Genomic DNA, 23,917 nt, shown 5'->3' with positions numbered 1-23,917 from the left:
GTCCGCCCCCTGCCGTTGACGCTGACCCAGATGAGCGTTACCGGTACGCAGTTGGTCATGCGCTGGCAACTCGACGAAGACGCTACCAGCGACGGCTACAAACTCACCGAGTATCTCGCCGGTCTGGGCGAGGCCGAGTGGCAACCCGAGACGCAGCGCGTGTCGCTGCATGTGGTATTGACTGCTCCCCGCCCTGAGGGACGGGGATTCCCAATTCAACGAGAACCGGACACGGATACCTGACCCATGCCGCTTACATTCTCTCCAGGGGCTAACACGGCCAGCCCGGCCGCTTTTATATTGCGCGCTGCGTTTATGTCACGGTCATGGGTAACGCCACATTCGGGGCAGTCCCATGCGCGAATATTCAACGGCAGCGCACCCTTGATGTGTCCGCATTCCGAACAGCGCTTGGAACTGGGATACCACTGGTCGATGGCCACCATCTGGCGCCCTGCCCATTGCGCCTTGTATTCAAGCTGGCGCACGAACTCGCCCCAGCTCGCATCAGCAATGGCTTTGCTAAGGCGTGGATTGCGGATCATGTTCTTCACTTTCAGGGATTCGACGCAGATAACTTGGTTCTCGTTAATCAATCTGCGGGACAGCTTGTGGAGGCTGTCCATTCGGCAATCGGAGATTTTGGCGTGAATATGCGCAACCTTTTGCCTGGCCCTTGCACGGTTAGCAGATCCGAGCTTCTTCTTGCTCATCCTGCGTTGTGCAAGAACCAACCGGGCCGCGTATTTGGCCGTATGGCGAGGATTGCCGATGCGTTCTCCCTGGTCGGTAACGAACAGGTCTTTCAGGCCGAGATCAATGCCCACCATCTTAGGGGTAACGGGCAGCGTCTCGGCGTCAAACTCGCACAGGCAGCACACGAAGTAGCGGCCCGCCGAGTCTCTGGAAACGGTAATCGTACTGGGTTCGCTGGGCAGTTCACGGCTCCAGCGGATATCCAGCGGCGTTTTGCTCTTGGCCAGGAACAACTGGCCGTCGCGGTATTTGAAGGCGGAGCGGGTAAATTCTGCCGACTGGCGAGCACGCTTCTTCTTGAAGGTCGGGTACTTTGCGCGCCCTTCAAAGAAGTTCCTGAACGCCGACTGTTGATGGCGAAGACACTGCTGCAACGGAACACTGGACACGTCATTCAGAAATGCCGTATCGAGTTCCTTTTTCATCTTCGTCAGGTAGGCATTGGCCGCAACGTAGCCGATTTTTTCCTGCCACTGGTAGAAGGCATCCGTCCTGAATCGAAGCACCGCGTTGTAGACGAAACGCACGCAACCAAACGTCTGCGCAAGCAACTGAGCTTGTTCAGGCGTCGGGTAGAAACGGTATTTGTAGGCGCGTTTAATCATGCCGTACATAGTATCTAAAAATTTGTGATAACAGTAACTTAAGGAGGCGCGCTTTCCTCCCCGCACTAAAAGTACGGGGTATCCAGCGCGAAAAATCTGATGAACGCAGAGGCAACACCATGATGCTCAACCACGCCCTGTTCACGACACTGCGTCAAGCCTGGCAAAGCCGCCCTGCCACAGAGCGGCTGCGTCTGGGTATCGGAGGTGGTATCAGTCTGGCGCTGGCCGGCTATCTGCTGATTCAACATATTGACCTTCCGACGTGGCAGGGAGCCGAGCCACCCCGCCTGATCGACACGCACGTGCTCGAAGCCTTGCCACCGGTCATGACGATGGATGCCGATGCCTGGCGTCAGGGTGCACTTCGCCATTCCCTGGTTCTCGAAACGATCGAGTCGGACGCTGACGGATGGCGACTGACGGGGCGTACAGACACTCTCGCCGCTTTCGAGCAGTTCAGCGCATGGTCGGCACGACAGGGCTGGTGGGCGCTCGACTGGTCGATATCACGAGACGATGAGGCCAGTTTGATGATCGAGGCCCGTTACGTTGCCCAGCTAGAACGCGAACCGGCGGCTACCGTCGAGAGGGCGACACCATGATACGTTGGCTATTGCATAGCCTCACGGCAGTCTCCGTCGCGCTGGTATTTCTCGCCACGTTGACCCTCTACTGGCCACTACCCGTATTGGCAAACTGGATGAAAGATGAGCTGGGGGCTGGGATTAGCTGGCAGGGCGTCGAAGGACGCCTGCTGGATGGCCGGATCGACACATTATCACTCGCCCGGCAAGGCGCCCTTCCTCTCGCAGTAGGGCCGGTGATGTGGCAAATGGCATGGCCGGGGCACCTCAATCTCACGCTGGGCGAGACTGCGCAGCCCTGGACACTGACGGCGCAGCTCAACGGCATGGCCATCGACTGGCAACTCGAAGGTGGCTCACTGGATGCTATCGACGCCTCGCAGTTGCCGCTCACCCCAACCGGTGAGTGGCTGGGCAAGCTCACGGTGACTACCCGTGGCCAGCGGTGTATCCGTTCACAGGGCGCCCTGACCAGTAATGACCTGACACTGCTGACCCCGGAGCCCATTCCGCTAGGGCAGGCTCGCCTGACCTTGAAATGTGGCAGCAACGGTGGCTACCGCTGGCAGCTCATTATGAACGACCCGGCGGGGCTCGAGCTGAACAGCACGCTCACCATGGCCGCCAGCGGAGGCGCCCATGGCGAACTTAATGGCCGCTTGGCCCAAGACCATCCTCTGGCAACCTGGCGACGTCTTCTGGAACCGAACGCCACTGATGACACGTTTCATCATGAGTTCGGCTGGTAATTTAATCGTTACGTTCGGCCAGCCGTTCATTGGCATTGTCTAGCGTTAATCTCGTATCGATTCGCGCAGTCAATACTGCCCACGTTTAGACATAAAAATGCACTGATATAAAACCGCCACTGCCTTCTTAAAAAAATTCCTATCAGACTTTCCCTTCCAGCCTTGGCCATCCTTCTGGAGCAATCATTCTGTCACGTCGCCATAACAATGCATGCGTACGCTAACAGACGCTTCAAAAAGCTACGGCAACCTTATCTTTAGATTGTCGCAATTTTTCTATTGACCAAAATAGTGAAAAACATGTCCCCTTCCCCTTCCTTTAAAAAGAATAATCTCTACCACGCCATCGCGATGGCGACGGTACTGACTCTGGCAGGTTGTAGTGCTAGTGACGACAGTGATGACACTACGAAGGTTACACGCCCGGCCAAGCCCACTGGGGTGGGCTCAGAACTGGTCGTGGAAACGCCGCCTGATGTCTATCCTCTGCCGACCGTGGCCTACGCCGAGAATAATGCCGATGGCGAACTCCGCTACACCCTTAGCCAGAACCCGATCGCTTACATCCTTCGCGGCATCAACGATATCTGGAAGGGAACTTCTGATCTTTGGCAGAGCAATGCCAATGGTGACGGACCCGACAGCTATCTGACCGATCCCATCATCGATGCCGATGTCTGGAAAGAAAATATCCAGTACGTCATCGACGTGACACAGAACCGGTCGGACGAGCAGGCCATTCTTGCCTTTCTGGACGATCAGCGCAGTAAGAACTACAGCGTCATCGACGGTCTCGGCCCACTGACCGAAGCCTACGTGGACGCCTCCGGTGCCTATACCGACATCCCGGTTCCCACAGTGAGTCAGATCCTGGAAGACAGTCACTACAAAGGCGAGAACAACGACAATATCCAGTTTGCCGGGAGCACGGACACCGACCTGGGTAAAGTCGTCTCGCTAGTCGACGCTTTCCGCCAGCGCTCTCCCGCTTCTACCAGCGCCTCGAAGTACATCTATTCAACACCGCGGCCGTGGCGCATGAACACCGAAGGTGAAATCGACTTTCTGGGCACAGAGAAGAATTATCTCTGCCGCTACAACGACGGTACCGAGGAGTTGCAGACCTACGATACCTACACAAGCAGTGTCTCGGTGGTACCCGGGCTGGTGTGTGCCCGCCGTGCCCACGATGCCGATAACGAAGCTGAGGGGCTCTATACCAGCGAAACAGAAAACCGTCGCAAGGATGGTGGCTATCCCAGTGGTCACACCAATGCCGGTTATCTGGCAGCGATGGCATACGCTTATGCATTACCGCAGCGCTACTCGGAAATGCTGACGCGCGGGTCACAGCTGGGCGAGGATCGTATTCTTGCGGGCATGCACTCTCCCGTCGACGTCATCGGCGGACGCATGCACGCGCTCAGCATCGCCAGTTATGCGCTGAATCAGGCGGATATCGCCGCCGAGGCCCAGGAGGCTTATGAGCAGGCTCAGGAATACTTCGGTGAGATGGCGGATGTCGAGGCCATGACGCTGTACGAGTATGCCCATCGCGACGTGGAAAACGAAGCCGGCCTGATTAACGGTAGTAACGTCAACATCGAAGTCTATGACAACGATGACTACGACGATCACGAAGCCAACAAGCAACGCTATCGCGAACGTCTGACCTATGGGCTCTCTCAGGATTCAAGCCAGGCGGGTCAGGATCCCATCGTGCCGGAAGGGGCCGAGGCACTGCTGAAGTCACGTCAGCCCTACCTGAGCGATGCACAGCGTCGCGCGGTCCTCTATACCACGGAAATTGATTCCGGATATCCGCTGCTGGACCAATCCAACGGATGGGGCCGACTGGACCTAGTAACTGCCTCTGATGGGTACGGTGCGTTCGAAGGTGACGTCAGCGTGACGATGGATGCCAGCCAAGGCGGCTTCAATGCGCATGACTGGTGGCGCAACGATATTTCCGGCGCTGGTATGCTGACAAAAGCGGGTAGCGGCCATTTGACCCTGACCGGTGAGAACGACTATGCCGGCGGTACTTTGTTGCAGGGCGGTACTCTGGAAGCAGCTTCTACGACTGCATTCGGCAGCGGCGATCTTTACGTCGAGGATGGAACAGTCCTCGTTGCCCCCAGTGATGGCGAAGCACTCGAGATTGGCGGCAACTTCACAATGGAAACCGGCATCCTCGCACTCGATATGGCCGCCGGCGCCGCCGGCACGATCAATGTTGCGGAAACGGTTTATCTTGAAGGCGGCACATTGCAGCTCGACTTTACCGATGTGACGCCGGCCTCCGGCACGACCTTCACGCTCATTCGCGGTAACGTCGTGCAGGGGCAGTTCAGCAGCGTGGATTCAGGAAACACCAATGTACAAGTGAGCTACGACAACAACGCGGTGACCGTTACCGTCCTGTAATTCCCCTTCGCATTTGCTAATACGCCCGTGACGGAAGACGTCACGGGCGTCGCCGAGCGCCCTCTGTACTCGTGGCGGATGGGCATTAATATCTTCAGTTATCGCGTACGTCGCTGATCGTCTGGATGACTTCGAAGCCCTCGAACTTTGGCGGTCCCAGATAGAGCCCCTCGCGTCGGCTTTGCCCGGCGTTGCTGTGCGCGGTACGAAACGCCTCGGAGTGCGTCCAGGCGTCAAAATCTTCACGCGAGCGCCAGATAGTATGGGAAGCGTAGAGCACGTGATCTTCCTCGGCAGGGCCACGTAGCATGTGAAACTCGACAAAGCCGGGCAGGCCCTGTAGTTGAGTTTCCCGCTCAAGCCAGAGTTTTTCGAATTCCTCCACTCTCTCGGGATTGACCCGGAAACGATTCATGGCAATGAACACCGCGCGCACTCCTTTTCTATAGGGATTACAGTAACTTTTGACCGACGATGATACCGCCTCTGGTGGAGAGCAAGATAGATTATAGTGATTGATGCATCTCTATTGCCGCTGTGAAAGCGGCGGTTGTATCAGATCAATGGCTCGGTTCGAATTGGGCATCGGAGGTTCGAACTGCTTATTTCCTTCAAAGCATTGATGGCTCTGGCAATGGCGGGTTGGCGAGCACTCCACGATGAGGCCCTTGTGATCTCGGGCCGATGCCTATCGGGAAAATCCCATCCAGCATGATATCCGCGTGCACAAGATAGACATGGTTGTGGCTTTCCCCCTTTGGTGAATGGCTGAAGTAGCGTTGCGGTTAAGACGCTTCAAACCCAGCAATCAGCTTACCCAGCAATCGGTTCAAAGTTTCTTGTTCTTCTCGAGAAAGCCCCGCAAGCGCCTGTGTTTCGTTCTCCACATGTAGGAAAACGATCCGGTTAATGAGAGTGAGTCCCTCCTCAGTGAGCGAAACGAGAGTTCCTCGTCTGTCTTCGGGGTTAGGCGTTCGTGCAATCAGTCCTGCCTTTTCGAGTCGATCAAGCCGATTGGTCATTCCTCCTGAGGTGATCATGAGTGCCTCATAGAGCTGTGTTGGGCCCAAAGCATAAGGTGCCCCCGCACGGCGCAGGGTAGCGAGTACATCAAACTCTCCTCCCTGTAACCCGTATTCCTTGAAAAAAGGCTCCAAGAAGTCACGCTGCACCAGACGGGTCACCACCTTGAGGCGGCCTACCACAGCCATCGCCAGCAGATTCAGCTCAGGTATCTCTCGCTCCCACTGCTCAATGGCTCGTTCTACAGTACTCATTGCTTCTCCAGATATCTTTGCACTAAGATACTTTATATAAAGATTCACGATACATGAATACATAATGGAGACGATGATGGCGATAACCGTGTTGCAACGCAAGGCGGCAGGTCGAGGCAAGTGGCAGGCCTTGGGTTGCTTGCTGCTCGTCGGTATTCTTTTGGCGCTGTCCTTCGTGGTGGCAAAGCTGGCGGATGCAGCCGGGGCACCACGCCTTTCTTTTTTAGTTGTAGCCATGTTGGGCACCGGCAGCTTGTTGATGGGCGTCGCATGGTGGCAGCGTCAATCCATATCGCTGACCCAGCGCACGCTTGAGTATGCGGCCGTCTCAGGCATGCTTTTTGCGTTGCCCAATGCCATAGGGTTCTTGGCAGTCCGTCATGTTGGTGCTGGTTTCGTCTCGTTGAGTTTTGCCTTCCCGATTCTTGTGACCTGGTTTCTGGCTGTCATGCTGAAGCTGGAACCATTACGTCTAGCCCGTCTTTTCGGGGTTCTGCTGGGGCTGAGCGGTGGGATACTGGTTGCTCTGGACAAAACCAGTGGAACGGAGAACAGTTGGGGGTGGGCAGCCATAGTGTTGGCAATGCCGATCATCATAGCAACAGGCAACCTTTATCGGACCCTGCGTTGGCCCCCTGATACTTCTCCGGGCTATCTCGCCGCCTTGATGATGTTCGGCGGCGCCGCGTCATTGCTGCCGTTCGTGCTTGTCTTCGAGCCAGGGCAAGCCATTGAGCTGCTCCACTCTATGGCGATGCTCCGATTGCTCATCTTGGAAATCGGCATATTTACTGTGCTTTACCTCTTCTACTTCTTGCTCCAGAAGTTGGCCGGGCCGGTCTATTTCAGCCAGATCGGTACCATCGCCGCCTTGATCGGGACGTTCATCGCTATCTTGGGCCTGGGTGAGGATGTGCCGAACCATCTTGGTCCGGCTGCAATACTAATCGTCCTCGGCACCGTCCTTTTTCATCTCAGGGACCGGAGCAAAGCGACATAACGCAACGCCAAAAAGAGTGAGTTCCGCGGAGGAGTCCTTTAGCGGATATTAAGTGGGGCTCACTCCTGCAACGTTTCGGCCTTGGCGCTCATTGCCGTGACGGTTTTACCGATCATGCGTGCCGCCCCGACGACTGCCGGGGTAAGGGATGATGCATGGTTAAGACATAGGAGTGGCAGTATTTACCCGAAGCGGAAACAGTAAGCAATGATGATGCAAACGTGCGATACCGTCAGACGAACATAAGCCACGCTGACTTTACAGCACTTTTTTTGAAGCCTGAAGCTCATGCTTACCCCAATACAGCCGATTACCAAGGCACCGCCGAAGCTGGTCAGCGCGACGGTATGACCAAGAAGATCGACAAACTCCCCTGTCACGATAACCGGCAAACTGAAGCCGATGTAGGCCATCAGAAAGAAACCTGCACTCGCCCGCGTCTTGCTCGGCCCGGCCACGTCGAGAACACCACTGAGCCCACCTAGATAAACGAAGCCGTAGCAGGCACTGCTTGCCGCCATAGTTCCCAGAAGCACGGCGGTAAGCACGCCCTTAAGGGCTCCCCACGTGATCAAAGCGTAGGCAAGTGGAAGAATGACCAGTCCCAACTGAGTTGATGTGGAGGGAGAAAGCTTGCGCGCCAGCGGCTGAAACAACACCCCACAGCTACAGATACCGAACGTGGCAAAACCGGACCATGCCGCCAAGCCATGCGGGGCCAGCGCTGACGGCAAAATCGCTATGACTAATCCCACCGTTGCCCAGGCCAGCAGTATCGGCATTGCGAACGGCATGCTACCGGCTGGGTACGCCGGTAGACGTAGCATGGCAGTGTCCTTGTGACGTGAAGCATTATCTTGCAAACCGAGCAGTAGTAGCAGTGCCAGGCTTCCTGCACCGAGGTATAACCCGTGGCTGGGCGGGGTCAGGCTAGGGGCCTGTAAAACAAATAGGCTGGTGGCCGCGGCCCCAAGGCCAAAGCCCAGTGAAGTACTTGCTGTCACCCAATTCGTCGGTACCCAGTGATCCTTTCCCTTGTACAGCTCGAGCATATACGTTGGCGCAACGGCTGAGGTCAGCGCGGTCCCGATGCCCATCAGAAAACGAGCGATGCCCAGGGTAATAAGCCCGGGTGCCACAAGGGTCAGCGATGTGGCCACCAGACATAGGCACAACGCCGCCATTATCAGCGGACGCCGTCCAATCCGATCGGCAAGCCCGCTTAAGCCCAACAGCACCGGCAGGATGCCCGCGACATAGCAGGCAAACGCCACCGTGGTCGCCCCGACACCTAGCCCCTCTTTCACGGCCAGTGCGTCGTATAGCGGTGCCTGCAGGTTCACTGCACTGGTGATCATACAGAGCGCGAAGGAAAGGCGGAGAACATTCAATGAGTTCATGTAGCACCTGAGGCGAATGACAAGACGCCTCTACCCTCGCACCGGGAATCCCTGCCGATAAGGTACACTTGCCGTTAATAACTCATGAACTGTTCTCCGATTTTTATGAACGGTGCCAGCCCCAAGGAGTATTCAGGCGGTGAAGTTCGATCTAGATCACAACTCGCAGATACCCATGGTGCAACAAGTGGTGAACGGCATGCGCGAGTGGATTGCGCGGCATGCTGCAGGGGGTGGAAGCCGCCTACCCTCGATCCGGCGTCTGTCGGCGGAGCTTGGTGTTAGTCGTAACGTGGCGATCGAGGCCTATGAGCACCTGCTCGCCCAAGGACTCGTCCGCTCCAGGCCCGGCTCCGGATTCTACATCGCCGAGAGCGCCGCCAGCGTCCTGTCCAAAGGCGGTATAGCAGCGGCTGGGCTAAAGGATGTGACAGATGAGATATGGAACCTTTTCCAAGCTGACGATGCCAGCCTGAAACTGGGCTGTGGCTGGCTGCCCAACACATGGCGTGAGGGCGATGACCTGGCCTATGCCATTCGTCACGTCACTCGTCAGAGCAGAGCGGGGCTTTTCGATTACAGCACGCCGATGGGTACCCCGGAACTACGGATGTTGATCCAGGAGCGTTTGCGATTGCTCAATATCGATACCGATACCCAACAGATTCTGCTGACGGGCGGCGGCAGTCATGCGCTCGATCTTATCGTTCGGCTGATGCTCAAACCGGGAGATACCGTCTTTGTGGAGTCGCCGGGCTATTACAATCTTTTTGGCCTGTTGCGCCTGCAGCAAGTGAACGTAGTCGGCGTCCCCCGTCTCGTCGACGGGCCAGATACAGAGCGGATGGCGTCTTTGCTGAAGACGCACAAACCTAAGCTGTTTTTCACCAATAGCGTCTTTCAGATTGTCGAAGACGATATCTACGCTGATTTCCAGCAGGACCCGACTATTCGCCTGGCCGCGCTCGATGGTCTGCGCCGGGTCATCTACCTGGGCAGTTTTTCCAAGAGTCTGTCTAGCGCCTTGCGCGTGGGCTTCATCGTCGCCGAATCGGGAATGATAAAGCAGCTAGTCGACGTCAAGATGCTCACCAGTATTGCCGCCTCGCGCTTCGCCGAGCAGGTGCTGATGACCATGCTTCAGAATGGTACCTACCGGAAGCTAACCGAACGGTTAAGAACCAAACTTTCCGGACAGATGGCTTCTACGCTCAATCTGGTCAAAAACGCAGGATGGGATATTTTTACGGAACCCGCCGGGGGCATGTTCATCTGGGTACGCCATCCTAAGATCGAATGCTCAACCCAGCTAGTCAGGAATGCTCAGCGAGCCGGCATTAGTCTGTCACCAGGACACGTATTTCTGCCAGATGCAAATAGCTCACCCTGGATGCGTATCAATGTGGCTTACATGCGGGATGTGAGGGCGACTAGGTTTCTTAGTAATCCATTCGGATAGCGTAGCTGGTGTCGAGCGAACAGGTGACTGAACAGAGAATACATCCATCAGTCTACCCGCTCCTCGCAGGCTATCGACACCGCAGCGATGCAGAATACAGCGGAACCTGGCGGTTAATTGCTATCCCACCATTTGAAAACAAGCGTACTTCTGGGTACCTCTGCTGCCCTTCTCAACATCTAAATCTGGACGACAGAACATGTTACATGTAACAATATAATAGCTATCTAGAATAGGAGGGCTATATCATGGCTAAATCCGTCTCCGAACGCGTCCAGGAGCACCGCAATGCGCTGCGTCGTGCAGGCCTGCGTCCGATCCAGATCTGGGTGCCGGACACGCGTAGGCCTGACTTCATCGAAGAAGCACGACGCCAGTCACGCTCCCTCCATAATGATCCGACCGAAAAAGAGGTCCTCGACTGGATTGACGATGTCACTGATACTGAGGATTGGCAGTGAGCGAAGGTCCTCTCAGTAGAGGCGACCTCGTCACGGTGACGGCCTCCGGTGATTACGGCAAGCCACGACCGGCACTGATCATCCAGTCCGACCATTTCGATCAGCACCCTTCTATTACACTGCTGCCCCTTACTAGTCACCTGCGTGACACGCCATTGTTTCGCATTACAGTGTACCCAACGCCCGGGAATGGGCTGCAAAAAACGTCTCAGATCATGATCGACAAAACTCTGACGGTTCCTCGCGAGCGAATCGGTGGCAGGATCGGAACATTAGATACAGAAATTATACTATCTGTAGACCGGGCCCTGACCGTCTTTCTGGGGATAGCACGCTAAAAAATCGCCCTCCTCGAGGTCGAATGGCGTCCGAACCGCTGGATAATCATCAATTTTGCTCGTCCACTCGTCGCAACGAGGGGCAACCACAATTCACAGAATGAGTAGATGAATGGCTAATTAGCCTCATTGCACAACAGCTCGCTTAACCAGTCCAGTAACGCTTGGCTGCCAGTGCGGCGAAGTGCCCGCTGACGATCGCTCACCCATGCGCTTTACCTTGAAGCGAGCTGTTCCTTGCTGCTTGAGTAATGAACTCCGTTAGGGCGCGTATTCGCGTAACGCTACGAAGATCCGAATGGGTCAGTAGCCAGAGGTCAGTAGCTAGCTTAGGCAGAGTCTCTCTAACCTAGGCTAGTCGCGGTTCAACATTCCTAAAATATAAGTATCATGACGATGCGGATCGTAGTCATGACTACGAAAAAACACTTCGATCCGTTCTAGATGGGTCTCTTGCAGAGGACGATAAATCCAATCTTTTCCCGCACTTGACACACTGAGTATGGTTACCTCAGGTCAATTCTTACCACTTATTGCTCTATCCGTTGTTTACCTACGGCCAGCAGCGTTTCCACGATTGTGTTGATACGTGTAGTGCTGATAACCAGTCATTGATTAAAGCCAGATAAATAATTGGCTTCAGTATGCTGAGAAAGAAAGCGCGTTCCTGACTTACACTGGGATTCTAATACTAGTGTTTATCAAATTAATTAATAGATAAATTTTAGGTTATGTAAATAAAAAAGATAACGGTATAAAAATTAAAATAGATGATAGGAACACTTTCAAGCTCCAGAATCAGGTCACTGATAGTTCCTACTAATCAGGGAGGGTAATAAATAACTGAGGGAATGTGCTTGTAATCGAGACTAAACTTTGGATAACGCAACTTCTTTTTCAAAAAAACTACTTAAGGAGAAAGCTTTTTATATGAATATATTTTTGCAAAAAAATAAGCACTATGAGTTATTCAAAATAATAACTCATGATCGTTTTAAACAGGAAACAATCCTGCACCCAATAGCATTGCTATTAATGTGCCTGCCAAAATTTGCGCAGAAATTTCTTTAGACATTTTTGAAAGTGCCCACCAGCCAAAAGTACTTGAGACCGTGACAAGTATCACAACGGCGAAAGCTTGCATGTTCGTGTCCGTTTCTAAATTATTAATGTTAAGAAAGGTAACGGACTCTCTATCGGTCCTCATACGACAAACTTTATGCTTGGTGTGAAATAATTTTTCTGTTAGCACCCATGACGATTCATCCTGCGCACCTTACGCTCCAACTTCGGTTATTTTTTCCCTAGTCCCGGTCACAGATTATGGCTCCTGCCTCTTTTTACTCTGATCGATTGCTGGCACGGGCCCGCTCTTCCTCCCTCACCTACCCACCTGCCAACCCAGCCAGACCCATTTCATACAACCAGCATGCTCGCACCAGATCGGATACCCTCAGCGTGATTTAGACTTATGTACTGTTCCATGGGGTCATTCAACATTTGAGATTATCTCTCGCTGTCTCGGTGAAACCATCTTCCAAGCTAGGGCTCACCAGCTAGCTCGTTTTACCCTAGCAGGCATGGTCTTCTACTCTCCGTCTATGGAACATTCAACGTCCTTGTTAGGAGCTAGGCTGCTTGCTTAATGCTGCTTTAACCACATTTTTATATTTTTACTGCTATTTCAAGAAATAAGCTAAAGAGCCGATTGACATCTCAAGGCCGTCAATCAAGGTCGTTCAGTGAGAAATAATGACTACACGCTCTAACCTTCGTAGTGAATTCCGGCATCGGTTCGTTCAACGTTTGGCCTTGGCTTTTATTATCATTGTCATTGCCGCAATTATTGCCATAGGAATATGGCAGAACTGGACGAGCTATAACCAAAAAATAGAAGAGGCAGAAATCACTTCCGCCAACTTGGTTCGCTCAGCAGCGCAGCATGCCGAGGATGCAATTAAGGAATTGGATTCATTCTCTTCTGGGATGGTTGAGCGGGTGGAGTGGTACGGAATTAACCAGGTCGATAAGAAGAGAATGCGGCAACTTTTTAAGAATCAGGCCGCAATGCTCTTTCAGCTATATGGTGTGTTTGTTTACGACAAAGATGGAAACTGGATAGTCACTGACAAGGAGAATATCCCTGCTAACGCGAACAATTCAGATCGTGAGTACTTCATTTATCATAAGCTGAATGCTCATGATCGCCAGATGCATATCGGCCCTGTCATTATTAGCCGCTCGACAGGCGACTTGGTTATCCCTATATCCAGGCGAATCAATAACTCTGACGGCAGCTTTGCCGGCGTATTCCTGGCGACGCTACGTGTAGACTACTTCACAACCTTCTATACAGGCTTCCAAATGGACGAGCAGGGCAATTTCGTTATCGCCCTGAATGATGGCACAGTTCTGGCCCGCCGTCCTTTTGATGCAGGCGTAATCGGCACAAGTCTGGCAAAAGGAGAGATTTACACCCAGTACCTTCCCTATGCTCCTTCAGGCACCGCCCATATTACCTCCGTAGTCGACGGGATAGAGAGAATAAATAGCTATAAGCAGCTGGATCGCTATCCGGTGGTTGTGCAAGCTGGCCTATCTAAACAAGCCATGCTGGCTTCCTGGTATCGAGGCTTATATAAATCAGCGCTCTTTATGTCGGTAGCCACCTTGGGCGTGTTGGCTTTTGGTATTGTTCTGCTACGTCAGATTAGGTCGGGAATAACCATCGAGAAAGAGCTGAGCCAAGCTCACTTGGCGCTTGAAAAGCTTGCATTACAAGATGGATTGACCGGGCTTGCCAATCGACGACATTTGGATGCTGTATTACCTGTCGAGATGAGCAGGGCCAAGCGTACTAATGCGCCGCTTGGCCTGATCATGATCGACATTGATCACTTCAAGCGATACAACGACCTCTATGGCCATCCCGCTGGAGATGAATGCATCAAAGCTGTAGGTGAGGCAGTCAAAGCGTCCATCAGACGCGCCGGCGACCTGGCTGTTCGGTATGGCGGAGAAGAAATAACCGTTCTTCTTCCAAGTACCGATGAAAGCGGTGCACATCGGGTCGCTGAACAGATTTCCAACACGGTTCGTGAGCTTCGTATCCTTCACGAAGGAAGCGAAACAGGGTATGTGACCATCAGTATTGGTTTACACGTCTATATGCCCTTGCATACTGAGATGACTACTGATGCGCTGGTAAAAGCGGCGGATGATGCGTTGTACTTGGCCAAGCGTGGCGGGAGAAATCGAATACATCCTGTGCGCTCCCAGTTATAGCGCTGCGTCGTTGACATATGCGAGGCACACGCTTGGCTAGTCACAGCGCCTAATTATCCCCGGCCCCATTGCAAAAAAGCCCAGCACATACCTCGGCAAAACTCTGCCATTAGTATGGTTGACTAATGTTTAACGAACCTGTTTCCAATCATCATAGACTGAGCTAAACCCGGTGCTTGGGTCACAGATAACCCGGCAAGGCGGCGATCACAGAGTGCTACCAGACCAGCCCCCCACGCCACCAGACTCGAATCCCCAGTGAACCGATGTATATTTATCACTAGGTCAGCTCCTTTCTGCACCGGATTAATGAAGGCATTAGTCAGGATCAGCTTGACCACAGCGATAGCCCAATGTGGCGTGCCATAATGAAATGAAAACTGCCCATCAGAAACCTGATGGGCAGTGTTTGCACCGAGGCTGCATTTAGCACAGCCTGTAGTTTGCCTTTTACCTCTGAGGGTTATCGCACACTCAATTAACTATCAGGTAATGCGTAGGCAATCAAATAGTCACCACGATCAGGCGACTGGCGAGCGCCACCCGCTGAAATCACCACATACTGTTTTCCGGTTTCGGATGAAATATAGGAGATCGGAGTACCCTGCGAGCCCACGGGCAAACGCGCCTTCCAGACCTCGTCACCAGTGGCACTATCAAAGGCACGCAGCCAATAATCCTGCGTTGCAGCAAAGAACACCAATCCGCCCTGAGTAGCGAGCGAGCCGCCAATGGTAGGCATGCCGATCGGCATGGGCAGATGCGTCTTCATACCGAACAGTACCGTGTCCTGAACGGTCCCGAGCGGCACCTGCCAGTCAACACTGCGAGTCTGCATATTGAAGGCAGTCAGTGTGCCGAAAGGAGGCTCTTGGCAGGGAATGCCAAGCGGAGACAGGAAGCGGTCCTTCAGCACTGAATAAGGCGTGCCTCTTAGCGGTACGGCACCCATCCCAGCGTTAACTGTTTCAGCACCATCGGTCCCCGTATCATCGGCTTCCTGCTGCTCCATGTGAACCCACAGCCCGAGACGCATATCATTGACGAACATGGTCTGCGACGTTGGGTCATAGGAGACACCTCCCCAGTTCAAGCCACCCAGCGATCCGGGAAAGCTCAGCGAGTAGTCGGTGTCCGGGGCGGTAAACAGACCATCATAACGGTAGCCAAGGAAGATATAGCGACACATCAGCTGGTCGAAGGGAGTGCCGCCCCACATGTCCTTCTCTGTCAGACGTTGGGCGCCAATCTGAGGCATGCCAACCGATACCGGCTGATGAGTTGCATAGCGCTCATTCGGGATATTGGCGGTCTGGACTTCGCGATCTTCGACTTCCGTCAGCGGCTCCCCGGTAAGTCGATCGAGTACAAAGAGCTGGCCTACCTTGGTGCCAAAGACCAGCGCCGGTACGGTGCTACCATCGCCGTTAGGGAAGTCAATCAGCGTGGGCTGCATGGGGACGTCATAGTCCCAGAGATCGTGGCGTACCGTCTGATAGTGCCACTTTTCATCACCCGTCGTAGCATCAAGGGCAAGAATTGTACCGCCATAGGTCTCATCAAGCTCAGAGCGTTCCACGCCCCAAAGATCAATCGCGGAGTTACCGACGCCCATGTAGACGGTGTTTGACATTGCATCGTAGGTCATCGGCGCCCAGACATTGGGTGTCGAGCGAGCGTAGGTCTCACCGTCACCAGGAGCCTGACGATCCTGAGGATTGCCAGGGTCAAAGGCCCAACGCATCTCGCCTGTAATGGCATCGAAGCCTCGAATGACCCCGCCGGGCATATCAAGCGCGACGTTGTCCGCTACGCGTCCACCCACAACGACCGTAGAACCTGCCATGGTCGGGGGTGACGTCAGCGAGTAAAGCGGAGACTCGGCATTGCCAAGACCGGATTTCAGGTCGATCTGCCCTTCGTTGCCGAAGTCAGTGCAGAACTCGCCAGTATCAGCATTGATGGCGACCAGCACGGCATCAATCGTGTTCATGTAAATGCGGCGCTGGCAGGCAGCACCTTCAGCCAACGTCACCGAAGGTACTGGAGTGCTGTCTGGAGCAGTTGGCTGTTCAAGAGACCTGGTGGCATCGAAATACGCCAAGCCACGGCAACGCACCCAGGTACGCGTCTCGGTGGGGAACTCCTTACGCCACTTTTCTTCGCCCGTGGCATTATCCAGTGCAATGACAGTATTGTGAGGCGTACAGAAATAGAGCGTGCCATTTGCCATCAGGGGCGTGCCCTGATCCTCGGAGCCGCCGCCGCCGGGGCTTAGAGGGGTATCGCCAGTGCGGAAGGTCCAGGCGACTTCGAGATCCTGCACGTTGTCACGCGTGATCTGATCCAGTGCCGCAAAGCGCGTGGCGTCGGTGTCACCCGCGTAGTGCTCCCAGTTCGATGGCGCTTCATCGGCAACCGGTGTCTGGCCGGTTGGTGCCTCGGCAACCAGGCGTCCATGAGGCTGGAACATCCCCCAGACCATCCCGACAATGACAAGCAAGGTCACACCAGCGACACTGAGATTAAGTACAGTTGCCGGTTTGCGACCAGCCCGCTTGAGAATCAGTGGATGCAGCAGCATCAGCACAAAGAAGACGCAAAGGAACGTGAATATCCGTGCGTGTAATGCCCAGAAGTCGAGACCCGCTTCCCAGAAGGCCCATATCACTGTAACTAAAAAAGCCAGGGTGTAGATTACAGTACCCGAAGGGCTGCTGCGTACAATCTGAACGCCTGAGGCCAAGAGAGCCAAGCCCATAAACAGATAGTACCAGCTGCCGCCGCGCGCGATCAGCATGGCGCCGCCGATCGCCAAGCCCAGTCCGGCAATAGCGAAGATCAGCCCAACAGCGATCAGCAGCACCTTTATCGGTGCCGATATCGTGTTGTTGCCAGTTTGCTTCATATCAATCTCCATTTACAGACAAACACAACTCCGATCATCAGTGAAATGCAATTACCAATTCGGATAGGCGGACTTTATCACAATAGTGCCGTTTCGCGACGCGGCTACCGGCGAGGGGAGTATCCGTCGGATTTTATTCCTTATCGAATTCTTGTTTTAAAACCGAGGCTCAAGCCATATGGGAATGGCTTTACTCTCCAAAGAGGCACACGTTTGTTCTGCGTTTGGGTATCTTTGGGAGGTGCTGCCCAATAGGTTGTGGCTCGTGCATGACACGGCTAGAGTCGTATGTGCGACAACCACGATGAGAAAACTTGATCGTATCGCCTATGGTGAGCTCAAGACGTAAACCGAATACCGGCTGCAAATCACTTATTGACTGGTTTGTAGCCGGTTAGGAGAGAGGATATCTAGACTCGATATATGTACAAAAAAGATGGATGGAAAGCCAAGCCAAGAAGAAGGGAGAAGCCGAACAGACCTTTTTGCTTGAACTGGGATCGCTCCTGAATACTTATAAAATAGATTCATCCGTTTACGTCAAATTGGTCGTAGACCTGCGATCGACCACCGACATCGACTGGAGCTGCGCCCTTGCGCTTCGTCCAAATTCCAGCCTCCTCTCCGAACACAAGAACTACCGGTCACCGCTCCATAAATAATTGATTTAATTGATATTAAAAGGTTATCTCGAATACGGATAACAGACCAATTAATGATATCAAAATGTTTTAGTCGACAGGACGCTCGTCGATTGTGGCGAATAGCCGCGCATCATATCTACTCCTAAGGTCGTTATGTCCAGCAATTGACTGCCAAGACCCGGGCGGCATAATCGCACTGTGTCATTAACAACTGCTAATAAAAATTTCCAGCTGCGTCTGCAGTCGGATCAGTTGCCAAGCGCATCGCGGCAAAGACCGCAACGGTCGGCGATACAAGGGAAAAAAAAATCAATGATTAAACGCAAGACACTCACTAGCGCCATCTCGCTGGCTAGCCTCGGGCTCTGCCTCGGCGCATCCATCAACGCCCACGCGCAAGGCTTCATCGAAGACACCAAGATTGGCGTGACCGCCCGCAACTACTTCATCGGCCGTGATTTTCGCGATTCGAGTGTCGAGCGCGACAAGGCTCAGGAGTGGACTCAGAGCTTCATTCTCAATGTTGAGTCAGGTTACACGCCCGGCCCGATTGGCTTCGGCGTTGACGTACTCTCCGGCTTCGCAGTCAAGCTGGACGGAGGTGGCGACACTTACGGCACCGGCCTTCTGCCGGTAGAGGATGCCGACTCGGATCCGCATTCGGCCGATGGCTACGGCCGCTTTGGCGTCTCCGCCAAAGCCAAAGTCGGTGAAAGCGTATTGAAGATCGGTGAAATGATGCCGGTGCTGCCCATTTTGCGCTCCGATGACGGGCGCTCGCTGCCACAGACTTTCGAAGGTGGCATGATCACCTCCCATGATATCGATGGGCTGATGCTCACGGCCGGTCAGTTCCGTCAGAACAGTCCCCGAGATACTGACAGCATGGATGACATGAGCTATGGCGGTGGTCTCTCCGACCGTTTCAATTTTATCGGCGGTGAGTATACGTTCAACGAAAAGCGCACCGTCATCGGTCTGTGGGGCGCAGAGCTAAAGGATGTCTACGAGCAGCAATATGCACAGGTGGTACATACCCAACCGCTGACCGAGGGCATGGCGCTGACCGCTAATGTCGGCTACTTCCATGGCGGTGACGAGGGGAGCGCCCGTGCCGGTGATCTAGACAACAAGACCTACTCCGGACTATTCGGTCTGAAGTTCGGCAGTAATACCATCTATCTCGGCCTGCAGAAAGTCAGCGGCGATACGTGGATGCGTGTCAACGGGACTAGCGGTGGCACCCTCGCCAACGATAGTTTCAACAACAGTTATGACAATGCTGGCGAGCGTTCCTGGCAGCTGCGTCATGACTTCAACTTCAAACCGCTGGGTTTGCCCGGGCTGACGATGATGAACCGCTACATCAGCGGCGATCATATCGATACGGCCAGTGGCAGCGACGGCAAGGAATGGGGTCGTGAAACCGAATTCGCCTACGTCATCCAGACCGGTTCGCTGAAGAACCTCGCCGTCCGGTGGCGCAATTCCAGCTTTCGCTCAGGGGTTAACACCCGAGACCTGGATGAGAACCGCATCATCTTCAACTATCCGCTGTCGATTCTGTAATGCTCTTCTGGCTTGGCGGGTAGTCCGCCAAGCCAGACGCTTACGAAAAAGCAAGTTCGAGGTGCCTTATGTTTGCTGACGGAGCTTGTGGCATCACCGATCCAACACGCTGCGCTCAACTCCCAGATGCCGGGCGGCCTCAAGTACGAGTATCCCTGATCGGCTACCAGGCTCACCTCATCCGCCTTGAGTTCATCGGAAAACCGACGTTGAATCTGTTTGATCATGAACACCTTCATTGCCTCCATTACGAGGCTTATCGGGATATCCGCCCCAATTGGACTACTTCAATAAAAGCTGACACAGAGAGAATGGCCTACGCTAATTAATGTCCACGTTAATCGTTGGCTTAGCGCCGCGTGCTGTCGAGACAGCCTCATCATTTATATGTTTGAGAATTCCTACTTAATGTCAGACAAGGAGAACCGGATGAAAAAAGGATTATGTTGTCTTGCGCTGTTAGCGATTGGGGGTATTACCGCTGGCTGTGCTAACCAGGGGGAACCAGACAATAGCACCAGTGGTATGTCTTCCTCTGGCAGCGCATCAAGTGGAATGTCTTCGACATCGACTGGAAGACCTACCGAAAACGGCATTCAGTCTGATTCTTCCGTAGGCCAAGACCGAGTGAGCACCCAGTCCGAAGGTTCCGTGACTTCACCGAGCGACACAAAACCAGGTAGCACCTTGTCTTCTCCTACCGAAAGGGCATCGCAGAGCGGCCTGTCATCCGGTAGTTCAATGTCAGGGCCTAGCGGTCAATCTGGAATTCCTTCCTCCTCTCAGTAACGTACGTTTTATTCTATCCGTTAATGAAAGAAGGCACGCATGGCGTGTCTTCTTTCATTTATTTGGCTTTTTTCGTTTAAAATTATCTGTTCCTAATATCGCAGCGTAAGCGTTGACGAGTCGACTATATTGCGATCAGAACGAATCGAAAGGATGGCAGGCACGAACGGACAGGCACATTATGATGTATCGCAAAACAGGTATCGGTATTGTAATCGCTTTGGTCAGCGGCGGATGTGCCGGTAATGTCCGACAGCGAGAGAAATTTTGACGTCAAGCTGGAATCGCCGGTCGTCAGTAGTGAAAGCATCTAAGATATGCAAGAAGCCCGCGTTCCTTAGCCGAATGAAAGTCTATTAGCCTATTGATACAGAAATCTCTCACTTCAGGCTGAATCCTTAACATGAGCGATTACATGTGGAAATGGATATTACTTATCTGTTAATAGAAGGTGGAATTTCTGGCTGTGTACATGATGGCCTGTGTCAGCAAGACAGTAGTATCGAGACATCTGCACTACCATCAACTTAACAACCTCAAAGATCTTTATCTTACACCGATCCTTCCGAGCAGGCTGAAAGCCTAGCCGATTACGCTATGGAAGCCTCTTTATGGTTATCGCCTTTTTTCCAGCTTCGGCCCTAGCTAATCATTGATTGCCAATCGAGCTATACAAACTCGCTTTGTTGTCGGCGTGGAAACCACAATTCTGCGAGTTTATCCTTATCCATTAAGTCTTCTGCTTCGAAACGTCAACATGCCCTAGCCCGTCAAGCGCTAGCAGGTAGCCACGGCTGCCTAGCCCGGCTATTACACCATCGGCACGCAGTGAGACATAGGAGTGATGGCGGAAGGTTTCACGCTTGTGAATATTGGAAAGATGCACTTCAATGACCTTTCCCTCGTATGCATTCAATGCATCCAGAATCGCCACTGAAGTATGGCTGTAGGCGGCTGGATTGATAATAATCGCATCGGTGCCATCAAGGCGCGCCGCTTGGATGGCATCAATCAGTTCACCCTCGCTGTTACTTTGGAAGAACCTCAGCGTCCAGCCTTTCTGCTCAGCCTTATGTCGTACAGCCTGATGAATATCATCAAGCGTCTCATACCCATAGATTTCCGGTTGACGGGTACCCAGTAGATTAAGGTTAGGCCCGTTGAGCACCAGTACCTTGCGTACACTCATTATATGGCTCCTTTTAATAGCAATTGTTTGTAGTGTTTGAACAGCTCATCTGCCTGTGCATCGGCCAAGACACGCTTGTCGGCATCCTCGCAAAATAGTTTAAAAGCGTCGACACCCTGAAAAACAAACAAGCTGACGCCACTCATGACTTGAGCACCGGCGGCTTTTGCGGCAGTGATAAACTCGGTGACGGCCGGTACGTAAACGGCATCGAAAATCCAGTGTCGGCTTTCGATCAGCGCCTTAGGTAATGGACAGCCGGGACTCTTTTCATGGCCAATTGGTGTGCAATTCACCAAACCATCGCATTCAGACACGGTAGTTGCCAGGGCATCCTGTGTAATAGTCGAAGCGTTGAACCCGTTATTGCACAGTTCTTCAGCAAGATGACGCGACTTACTCTCGTCCAAATCCAGCAGTATGATTTCTTCGGTCCCCAACTTTCCGAGCCCAAAGGCTACCGCCTTGCCAACACCACCGGTACCAATCAAGAGGACTCGCCCGGGTTTACGTTCGCCTAACGTTGCCTTGAAGCCACTGATAAAACCAGTGAAATCAGTGTTTTCAGCGTGAATGCCCTCTGGTTTGAAAATTAAGGTATTCGCCGAGCCGACCATCCGCGCACCTTCGGATATGCTGGATGCAACCCGCACTGCTTCTTCCTTGAAAGGATAGGTAACGTTGACGCCACGGTAACCCTGCTGGACGAGTTCATTGACTTTACTTCCCAGCGAATCGATTGGCGTCTCTAATGCATCGATTAGCTCATAGGTAGCTGGTATTCCCGTTAATTGACCTAGACGGATATGCAGATCCGGTGAGCTGGAGCGGAGAATGCTCTTACCAATCAGTCCAAGACGCATGCGTTCATTCCTTATAAAGAAAAGACGGGCCCCGAAGGTACCCGTAGAGGCAAGAAACCGTTGTGGTTCGGATGATGACGTTATGAAGCGCCTGCATTAGTTATGCACGTCAGCCATTATTCCATTTCGATGCGTTTGATATCGCCAACCATAAAGATGTAAGCCAACGCCCCCAGCAATGCCATCGCACTGATGTACAGCAACGCGCCAGCAAAGGAGCCACTGGCACTGACAATGAAGCCGACGACCAAAGGAGTGATGATCCCTGCCAAGTTGGCTGCGAGATTGAATATCCCTCCTGCCAGGCCAAGATGCTTGGCTGGGGCAATATCGGCCACCAGCGTCCAGCCCAGTGCAGCCATACCCTGCGCGAAGAAGGCAACCGACATCACAACTATGACCAACGTGTTACTTTCGATATAGTTGGCAGCAACGATCACCGATGCCAGCAGCAAGCCGGTAATAATTGGAAGCTTGCGTGCGATGTTGACCGACACGCCCCGGCGGAGCATGTAATCTGAGAACCAGCCACCAAACAGCACCCCAACTGCCGCAGCCAAAAAAGGCGCGATAGCAAAAAAGCCGATATGTAGCCATTCCATGTGACGCTGCTCAGACAGATAACTGGGGAACCACGTCAGAAAGAATACCAACATTGAGTTGCCAGCAAACTGACCAACACAGATACCACTGAACTGGCGATACTTCAGTAGCTGGCCGATATCACGCCACTGGAATCGGGCACGCTCCTGCTTCGGAATATAGGTGGTCAAACCACCGCCCGCCTCGATATAGTCAAGCTCAGCGCGATTAACACGAGGATGACGTTGGGGATCACGATATCGCCACCACCACAGCACGCCATACAAGATACCGACGGCGCCAACGACCCAAAACAGCGAACGCCAGGTGAACGCAGCCATCAAGGCGAACAGCATTGGACTGAAGCAAGCTAAACCAATGTATTCGCCAACGGTATAGGTACCGGTCGCCAGTGCCCGCTCGTTAGCAGGAAACCAGGAAGCCACCACCCTATTATTCGTCGGGAAAGCTGGAGCTTCGCTGAAGCCCAGCCCCAAGCGCATAATTAATAAACTCCACAGGCCAGTAGCGAAACCTTGAATCAGCGTAAAAGCAGACCAAAGCACCAGAGATAGAAAATAGGTCAATCGTGAACCAAGACGGTCAAGCAGCAAACCACCGGGTACCTGAGCCAGTACATAGCTCCACGAGAAAATAGAGAAAACCAGCCCCATCATTGCGGCATCGATACCTAGATCCTTACTCAAAGACGGTGCAGCAATGCCCAAAATAGTGCGGTCGAGGTAGTTGATCATGGTAGCGCCAGCAATCAATGCCAGTACACCATAGCGTGCTCGAGACGGTCGCACAGCTGAGCCTGCGGCAGCACGTGCCTCTGTTGCGACAAAAGCATCTGGCATGGGAATTATCCTTTTATCTGGCAGCAGTGTGTTGGGCTTGATTAATACTATGGTCGATTCACAAGGGTAAAATACTTATCATTGCGCAAAATTAATTCGTATACCGAATAAGTATTTTTATAACGAACACTTCCGATTCTTGTCGTTTGATTGCATCAACGCAACCTCA

The 23,917-nt window shown here is 53.1% G+C and carries 18 protein-coding genes; 9 read left to right on the top strand and 9 right to left on the bottom strand.

The annotated features are described in order from the left end of the window. Positions 1-215: 215 nt before the first annotated feature. Positions 216-1,361 (bottom strand): RNA-guided endonuclease InsQ/TnpB family protein, encoded by a 1,146-nt coding sequence (locus tag C3Z11_RS10330; protein WP_106478042.1) that lies wholly within the window; start codon positions 1,359-1,361, stop codon positions 216-218. A 119-nt stretch (positions 1,362-1,480) separates the two neighbouring features. Here C3Z11_RS10330 and C3Z11_RS10325 point away from each other — a divergent pair, with 119 nt between their 5' ends. The 3 genes from C3Z11_RS10325 to C3Z11_RS10315 all read left to right on the top strand — a co-directional run bounded on the left by C3Z11_RS10325 (position 1,481) and on the right by C3Z11_RS10315 (position 5,124). Beyond that, positions 1,481-1,966 (top strand): hypothetical protein, encoded by a 486-nt coding sequence (locus C3Z11_RS10325; protein ID WP_106477878.1) that lies wholly within the window; start codon positions 1,481-1,483, stop codon positions 1,964-1,966. After that, a complete protein-coding gene (locus tag C3Z11_RS10320) occupies positions 1,963-2,697 on the top strand; it encodes a hypothetical protein (protein ID WP_106477877.1) in 735 nt (244 codons plus the stop codon). Before C3Z11_RS10325 ends, C3Z11_RS10320 begins: the two co-directional genes overlap by 4 nt. Before the next feature lie 300 nt (positions 2,698-2,997). Continuing rightward, positions 2,998-5,124 carry a phosphatase PAP2 family protein gene (locus tag C3Z11_RS10315; RefSeq protein ID WP_106477876.1) on the top strand — a complete coding sequence of 709 codons (2,127 nt, stop codon included), beginning with the start codon at positions 2,998-3,000 and terminating at the stop codon, positions 5,122-5,124. 94 nt (positions 5,125-5,218) lie between these two features. On the opposite strand, the gene C3Z11_RS10310 is transcribed toward C3Z11_RS10315, so the two are convergent. Together C3Z11_RS10310 and C3Z11_RS10305 are read right to left on the bottom strand one after the other, a co-directional pair. Beyond that, a complete protein-coding gene (locus tag C3Z11_RS10310) occupies positions 5,219-5,551 on the bottom strand; it encodes an antibiotic biosynthesis monooxygenase family protein (RefSeq protein ID WP_106477875.1) in 333 nt (110 codons plus the stop codon). Between the two features lie 358 nt (positions 5,552-5,909). After that, positions 5,910-6,401 (bottom strand): MarR family winged helix-turn-helix transcriptional regulator, encoded by a 492-nt coding sequence (locus C3Z11_RS10305; RefSeq protein ID WP_106477874.1) that lies wholly within the window; start codon positions 6,399-6,401, stop codon positions 5,910-5,912. Positions 6,402-6,465: 64 nt separating this feature from the next. On the opposite strand from C3Z11_RS10305, the gene C3Z11_RS10300 reads away from it, so the two are divergent. Continuing rightward, the gene (locus C3Z11_RS10300) at positions 6,466-7,401 is read left to right on the top strand and encodes a DMT family transporter (RefSeq protein ID WP_262927346.1); all 936 of its coding nucleotides are present in this window, start codon (positions 6,466-6,468) and stop codon (positions 7,399-7,401) included. A 182-nt stretch (positions 7,402-7,583) separates the two neighbouring features. Here C3Z11_RS10300 and C3Z11_RS10295 read toward each other — a convergent pair whose 3' ends face one another. Then, positions 7,584-8,801: an MFS transporter gene (locus tag C3Z11_RS10295; RefSeq protein ID WP_106477873.1), complete on the bottom strand. Its 1,218-nt coding sequence runs from the start codon at positions 8,799-8,801 to the stop codon at positions 7,584-7,586. 139 nt (positions 8,802-8,940) lie between these two features. On the opposite strand from C3Z11_RS10295, the gene C3Z11_RS10290 reads away from it, so the two are divergent. The 3 genes from C3Z11_RS10290 to C3Z11_RS10280 all read left to right on the top strand — a co-directional run bounded on the left by C3Z11_RS10290 (position 8,941) and on the right by C3Z11_RS10280 (position 11,059). Then, complete coding sequence (locus C3Z11_RS10290) at positions 8,941-10,260, top strand: aminotransferase-like domain-containing protein (RefSeq protein ID WP_106477872.1); 1,320 nt, start codon at positions 8,941-8,943, stop codon at positions 10,258-10,260. A gap of 248 nt (positions 10,261-10,508) precedes the next feature. Then, positions 10,509-10,721, top strand: coding sequence for an antitoxin MazE family protein (locus C3Z11_RS10285; protein ID WP_106477871.1), 213 nt, complete (start codon positions 10,509-10,511; stop codon positions 10,719-10,721). After that, positions 10,718-11,059 (top strand): type II toxin-antitoxin system PemK/MazF family toxin, encoded by a 342-nt coding sequence (locus C3Z11_RS10280; RefSeq protein WP_106477870.1) that lies wholly within the window; start codon positions 10,718-10,720, stop codon positions 11,057-11,059. The genes C3Z11_RS10285 and C3Z11_RS10280 overlap by 4 nt, the downstream gene beginning before the upstream one ends. Positions 11,060-12,053: 994 nt before the next feature. Here C3Z11_RS10280 and C3Z11_RS16830 read toward each other — a convergent pair. Then, a complete protein-coding gene (locus C3Z11_RS16830; RefSeq protein ID WP_158700997.1) occupies positions 12,054-12,203 on the bottom strand; it encodes a hypothetical protein in 150 nt (49 codons plus the stop codon). Positions 12,204-12,811: 608 nt separating this feature from the next. Here C3Z11_RS16830 and C3Z11_RS10275 point away from each other — a divergent pair. Next, positions 12,812-14,344, top strand: coding sequence for a sensor domain-containing diguanylate cyclase (locus C3Z11_RS10275; protein ID WP_262927345.1), 1,533 nt, complete (start codon positions 12,812-12,814; stop codon positions 14,342-14,344). Positions 14,345-14,822: 478 nt separating this feature from the next. On the opposite strand, the gene C3Z11_RS10270 is transcribed toward C3Z11_RS10275, so the two are convergent. Continuing rightward, positions 14,823-17,252, bottom strand: a complete 2,430-nt coding sequence (locus C3Z11_RS10270) for a membrane-bound PQQ-dependent dehydrogenase, glucose/quinate/shikimate family (RefSeq protein ID WP_106477869.1) — start codon at positions 17,250-17,252, stop codon at positions 14,823-14,825. A 956-nt stretch (positions 17,253-18,208) separates the two neighbouring features. Between C3Z11_RS10270 and C3Z11_RS10260 the strand changes: the two genes are divergently transcribed. Continuing rightward, on the top strand, positions 18,209-19,465 hold the full coding sequence (locus tag C3Z11_RS10260) for an OprD family porin (RefSeq protein WP_106477867.1): 1,257 nt from the start codon (positions 18,209-18,211) through the stop codon (positions 19,463-19,465). Positions 19,466-20,984: 1,519 nt separating this feature from the next. Here the strand turns inward: C3Z11_RS10260 and aroQ are convergent. The 3 genes from aroQ to C3Z11_RS10240 all read right to left on the bottom strand — a co-directional run bounded on the left by aroQ (position 20,985) and on the right by C3Z11_RS10240 (position 23,748). Next, entirely contained in the window at positions 20,985-21,443 is a 459-nt protein-coding gene (aroQ, locus tag C3Z11_RS10250; protein WP_106477865.1) for a type II 3-dehydroquinate dehydratase, read from the bottom strand. Continuing rightward, on the bottom strand, positions 21,443-22,306 hold the full coding sequence (locus C3Z11_RS10245) for a shikimate dehydrogenase family protein (protein WP_106477864.1): 864 nt from the start codon (positions 22,304-22,306) through the stop codon (positions 21,443-21,445). The genes aroQ and C3Z11_RS10245 overlap by 1 nt, the downstream gene beginning before the upstream one ends. Positions 22,307-22,422: 116 nt before the next feature. Continuing rightward, a complete protein-coding gene (locus tag C3Z11_RS10240; RefSeq protein ID WP_106477863.1) occupies positions 22,423-23,748 on the bottom strand; it encodes an MFS transporter in 1,326 nt (441 codons plus the stop codon). Positions 23,749-23,917 lie beyond the last annotated feature (169 nt).

Source organism: Phytohalomonas tamaricis (assembly GCF_003012345.1).
In the GTDB taxonomy this organism is placed as follows: Bacteria; Pseudomonadota; Gammaproteobacteria; order Pseudomonadales; family Halomonadaceae; genus Phytohalomonas; species Phytohalomonas tamaricis.
Note: the sequence above shows the minus strand (reverse complement) of the source record. Positions and strands in the feature narration are given on the sequence as shown.

Bases quoted from the DNA above. Each gene is read 5' to 3' on its own strand.
- C3Z11_RS10330 (WP_106478042.1), bottom strand. From the start codon at position 1,361: ATGATTAAACGCGCCTACAAATACCGTTTCTACCCGACGCCTGAACAA.
- C3Z11_RS10325 (WP_106477878.1), top strand. From the start codon at position 1,481: ATGATGCTCAACCACGCCCTGTTCACGACACTGCGTCAAGCCTGGCAA.
- C3Z11_RS10320 (WP_106477877.1), top strand. From the start codon at position 1,963: ATGATACGTTGGCTATTGCATAGCCTCACGGCAGTCTCCGTCGCGCTG.
- C3Z11_RS10315 (WP_106477876.1), top strand. From the start codon at position 2,998: ATGTCCCCTTCCCCTTCCTTTAAAAAGAATAATCTCTACCACGCCATC.
- C3Z11_RS10305 (WP_106477874.1), bottom strand. From the start codon at position 6,401: ATGAGTACTGTAGAACGAGCCATTGAGCAGTGGGAGCGAGAGATACCT.
- C3Z11_RS10300 (WP_262927346.1), top strand. From the start codon at position 6,466: ATGGAGACGATGATGGCGATAACCGTGTTGCAACGCAAGGCGGCAGGT.
- C3Z11_RS10295 (WP_106477873.1), bottom strand. From the start codon at position 8,801: ATGAACTCATTGAATGTTCTCCGCCTTTCCTTCGCGCTCTGTATGATC.
- C3Z11_RS10285 (WP_106477871.1), top strand. From the start codon at position 10,509: ATGGCTAAATCCGTCTCCGAACGCGTCCAGGAGCACCGCAATGCGCTG.
- C3Z11_RS16830 (WP_158700997.1), bottom strand. From the start codon at position 12,203: ATGCAAGCTTTCGCCGTTGTGATACTTGTCACGGTCTCAAGTACTTTT.
- C3Z11_RS10275 (WP_262927345.1), top strand. From the start codon at position 12,812: ATGACTACACGCTCTAACCTTCGTAGTGAATTCCGGCATCGGTTCGTT.
- C3Z11_RS10270 (WP_106477869.1), bottom strand. From the start codon at position 17,252: ATGAAGCAAACTGGCAACAACACGATATCGGCACCGATAAAGGTGCTG.
- C3Z11_RS10260 (WP_106477867.1), top strand. From the start codon at position 18,209: ATGATTAAACGCAAGACACTCACTAGCGCCATCTCGCTGGCTAGCCTC.
- aroQ (WP_106477865.1), bottom strand. From the start codon at position 21,443: ATGAGTGTACGCAAGGTACTGGTGCTCAACGGGCCTAACCTTAATCTA.
- C3Z11_RS10245 (WP_106477864.1), bottom strand. From the start codon at position 22,306: ATGCGTCTTGGACTGATTGGTAAGAGCATTCTCCGCTCCAGCTCACCG.
- C3Z11_RS10240 (WP_106477863.1), bottom strand. From the start codon at position 23,748: ATGCCAGATGCTTTTGTCGCAACAGAGGCACGTGCTGCCGCAGGCTCA.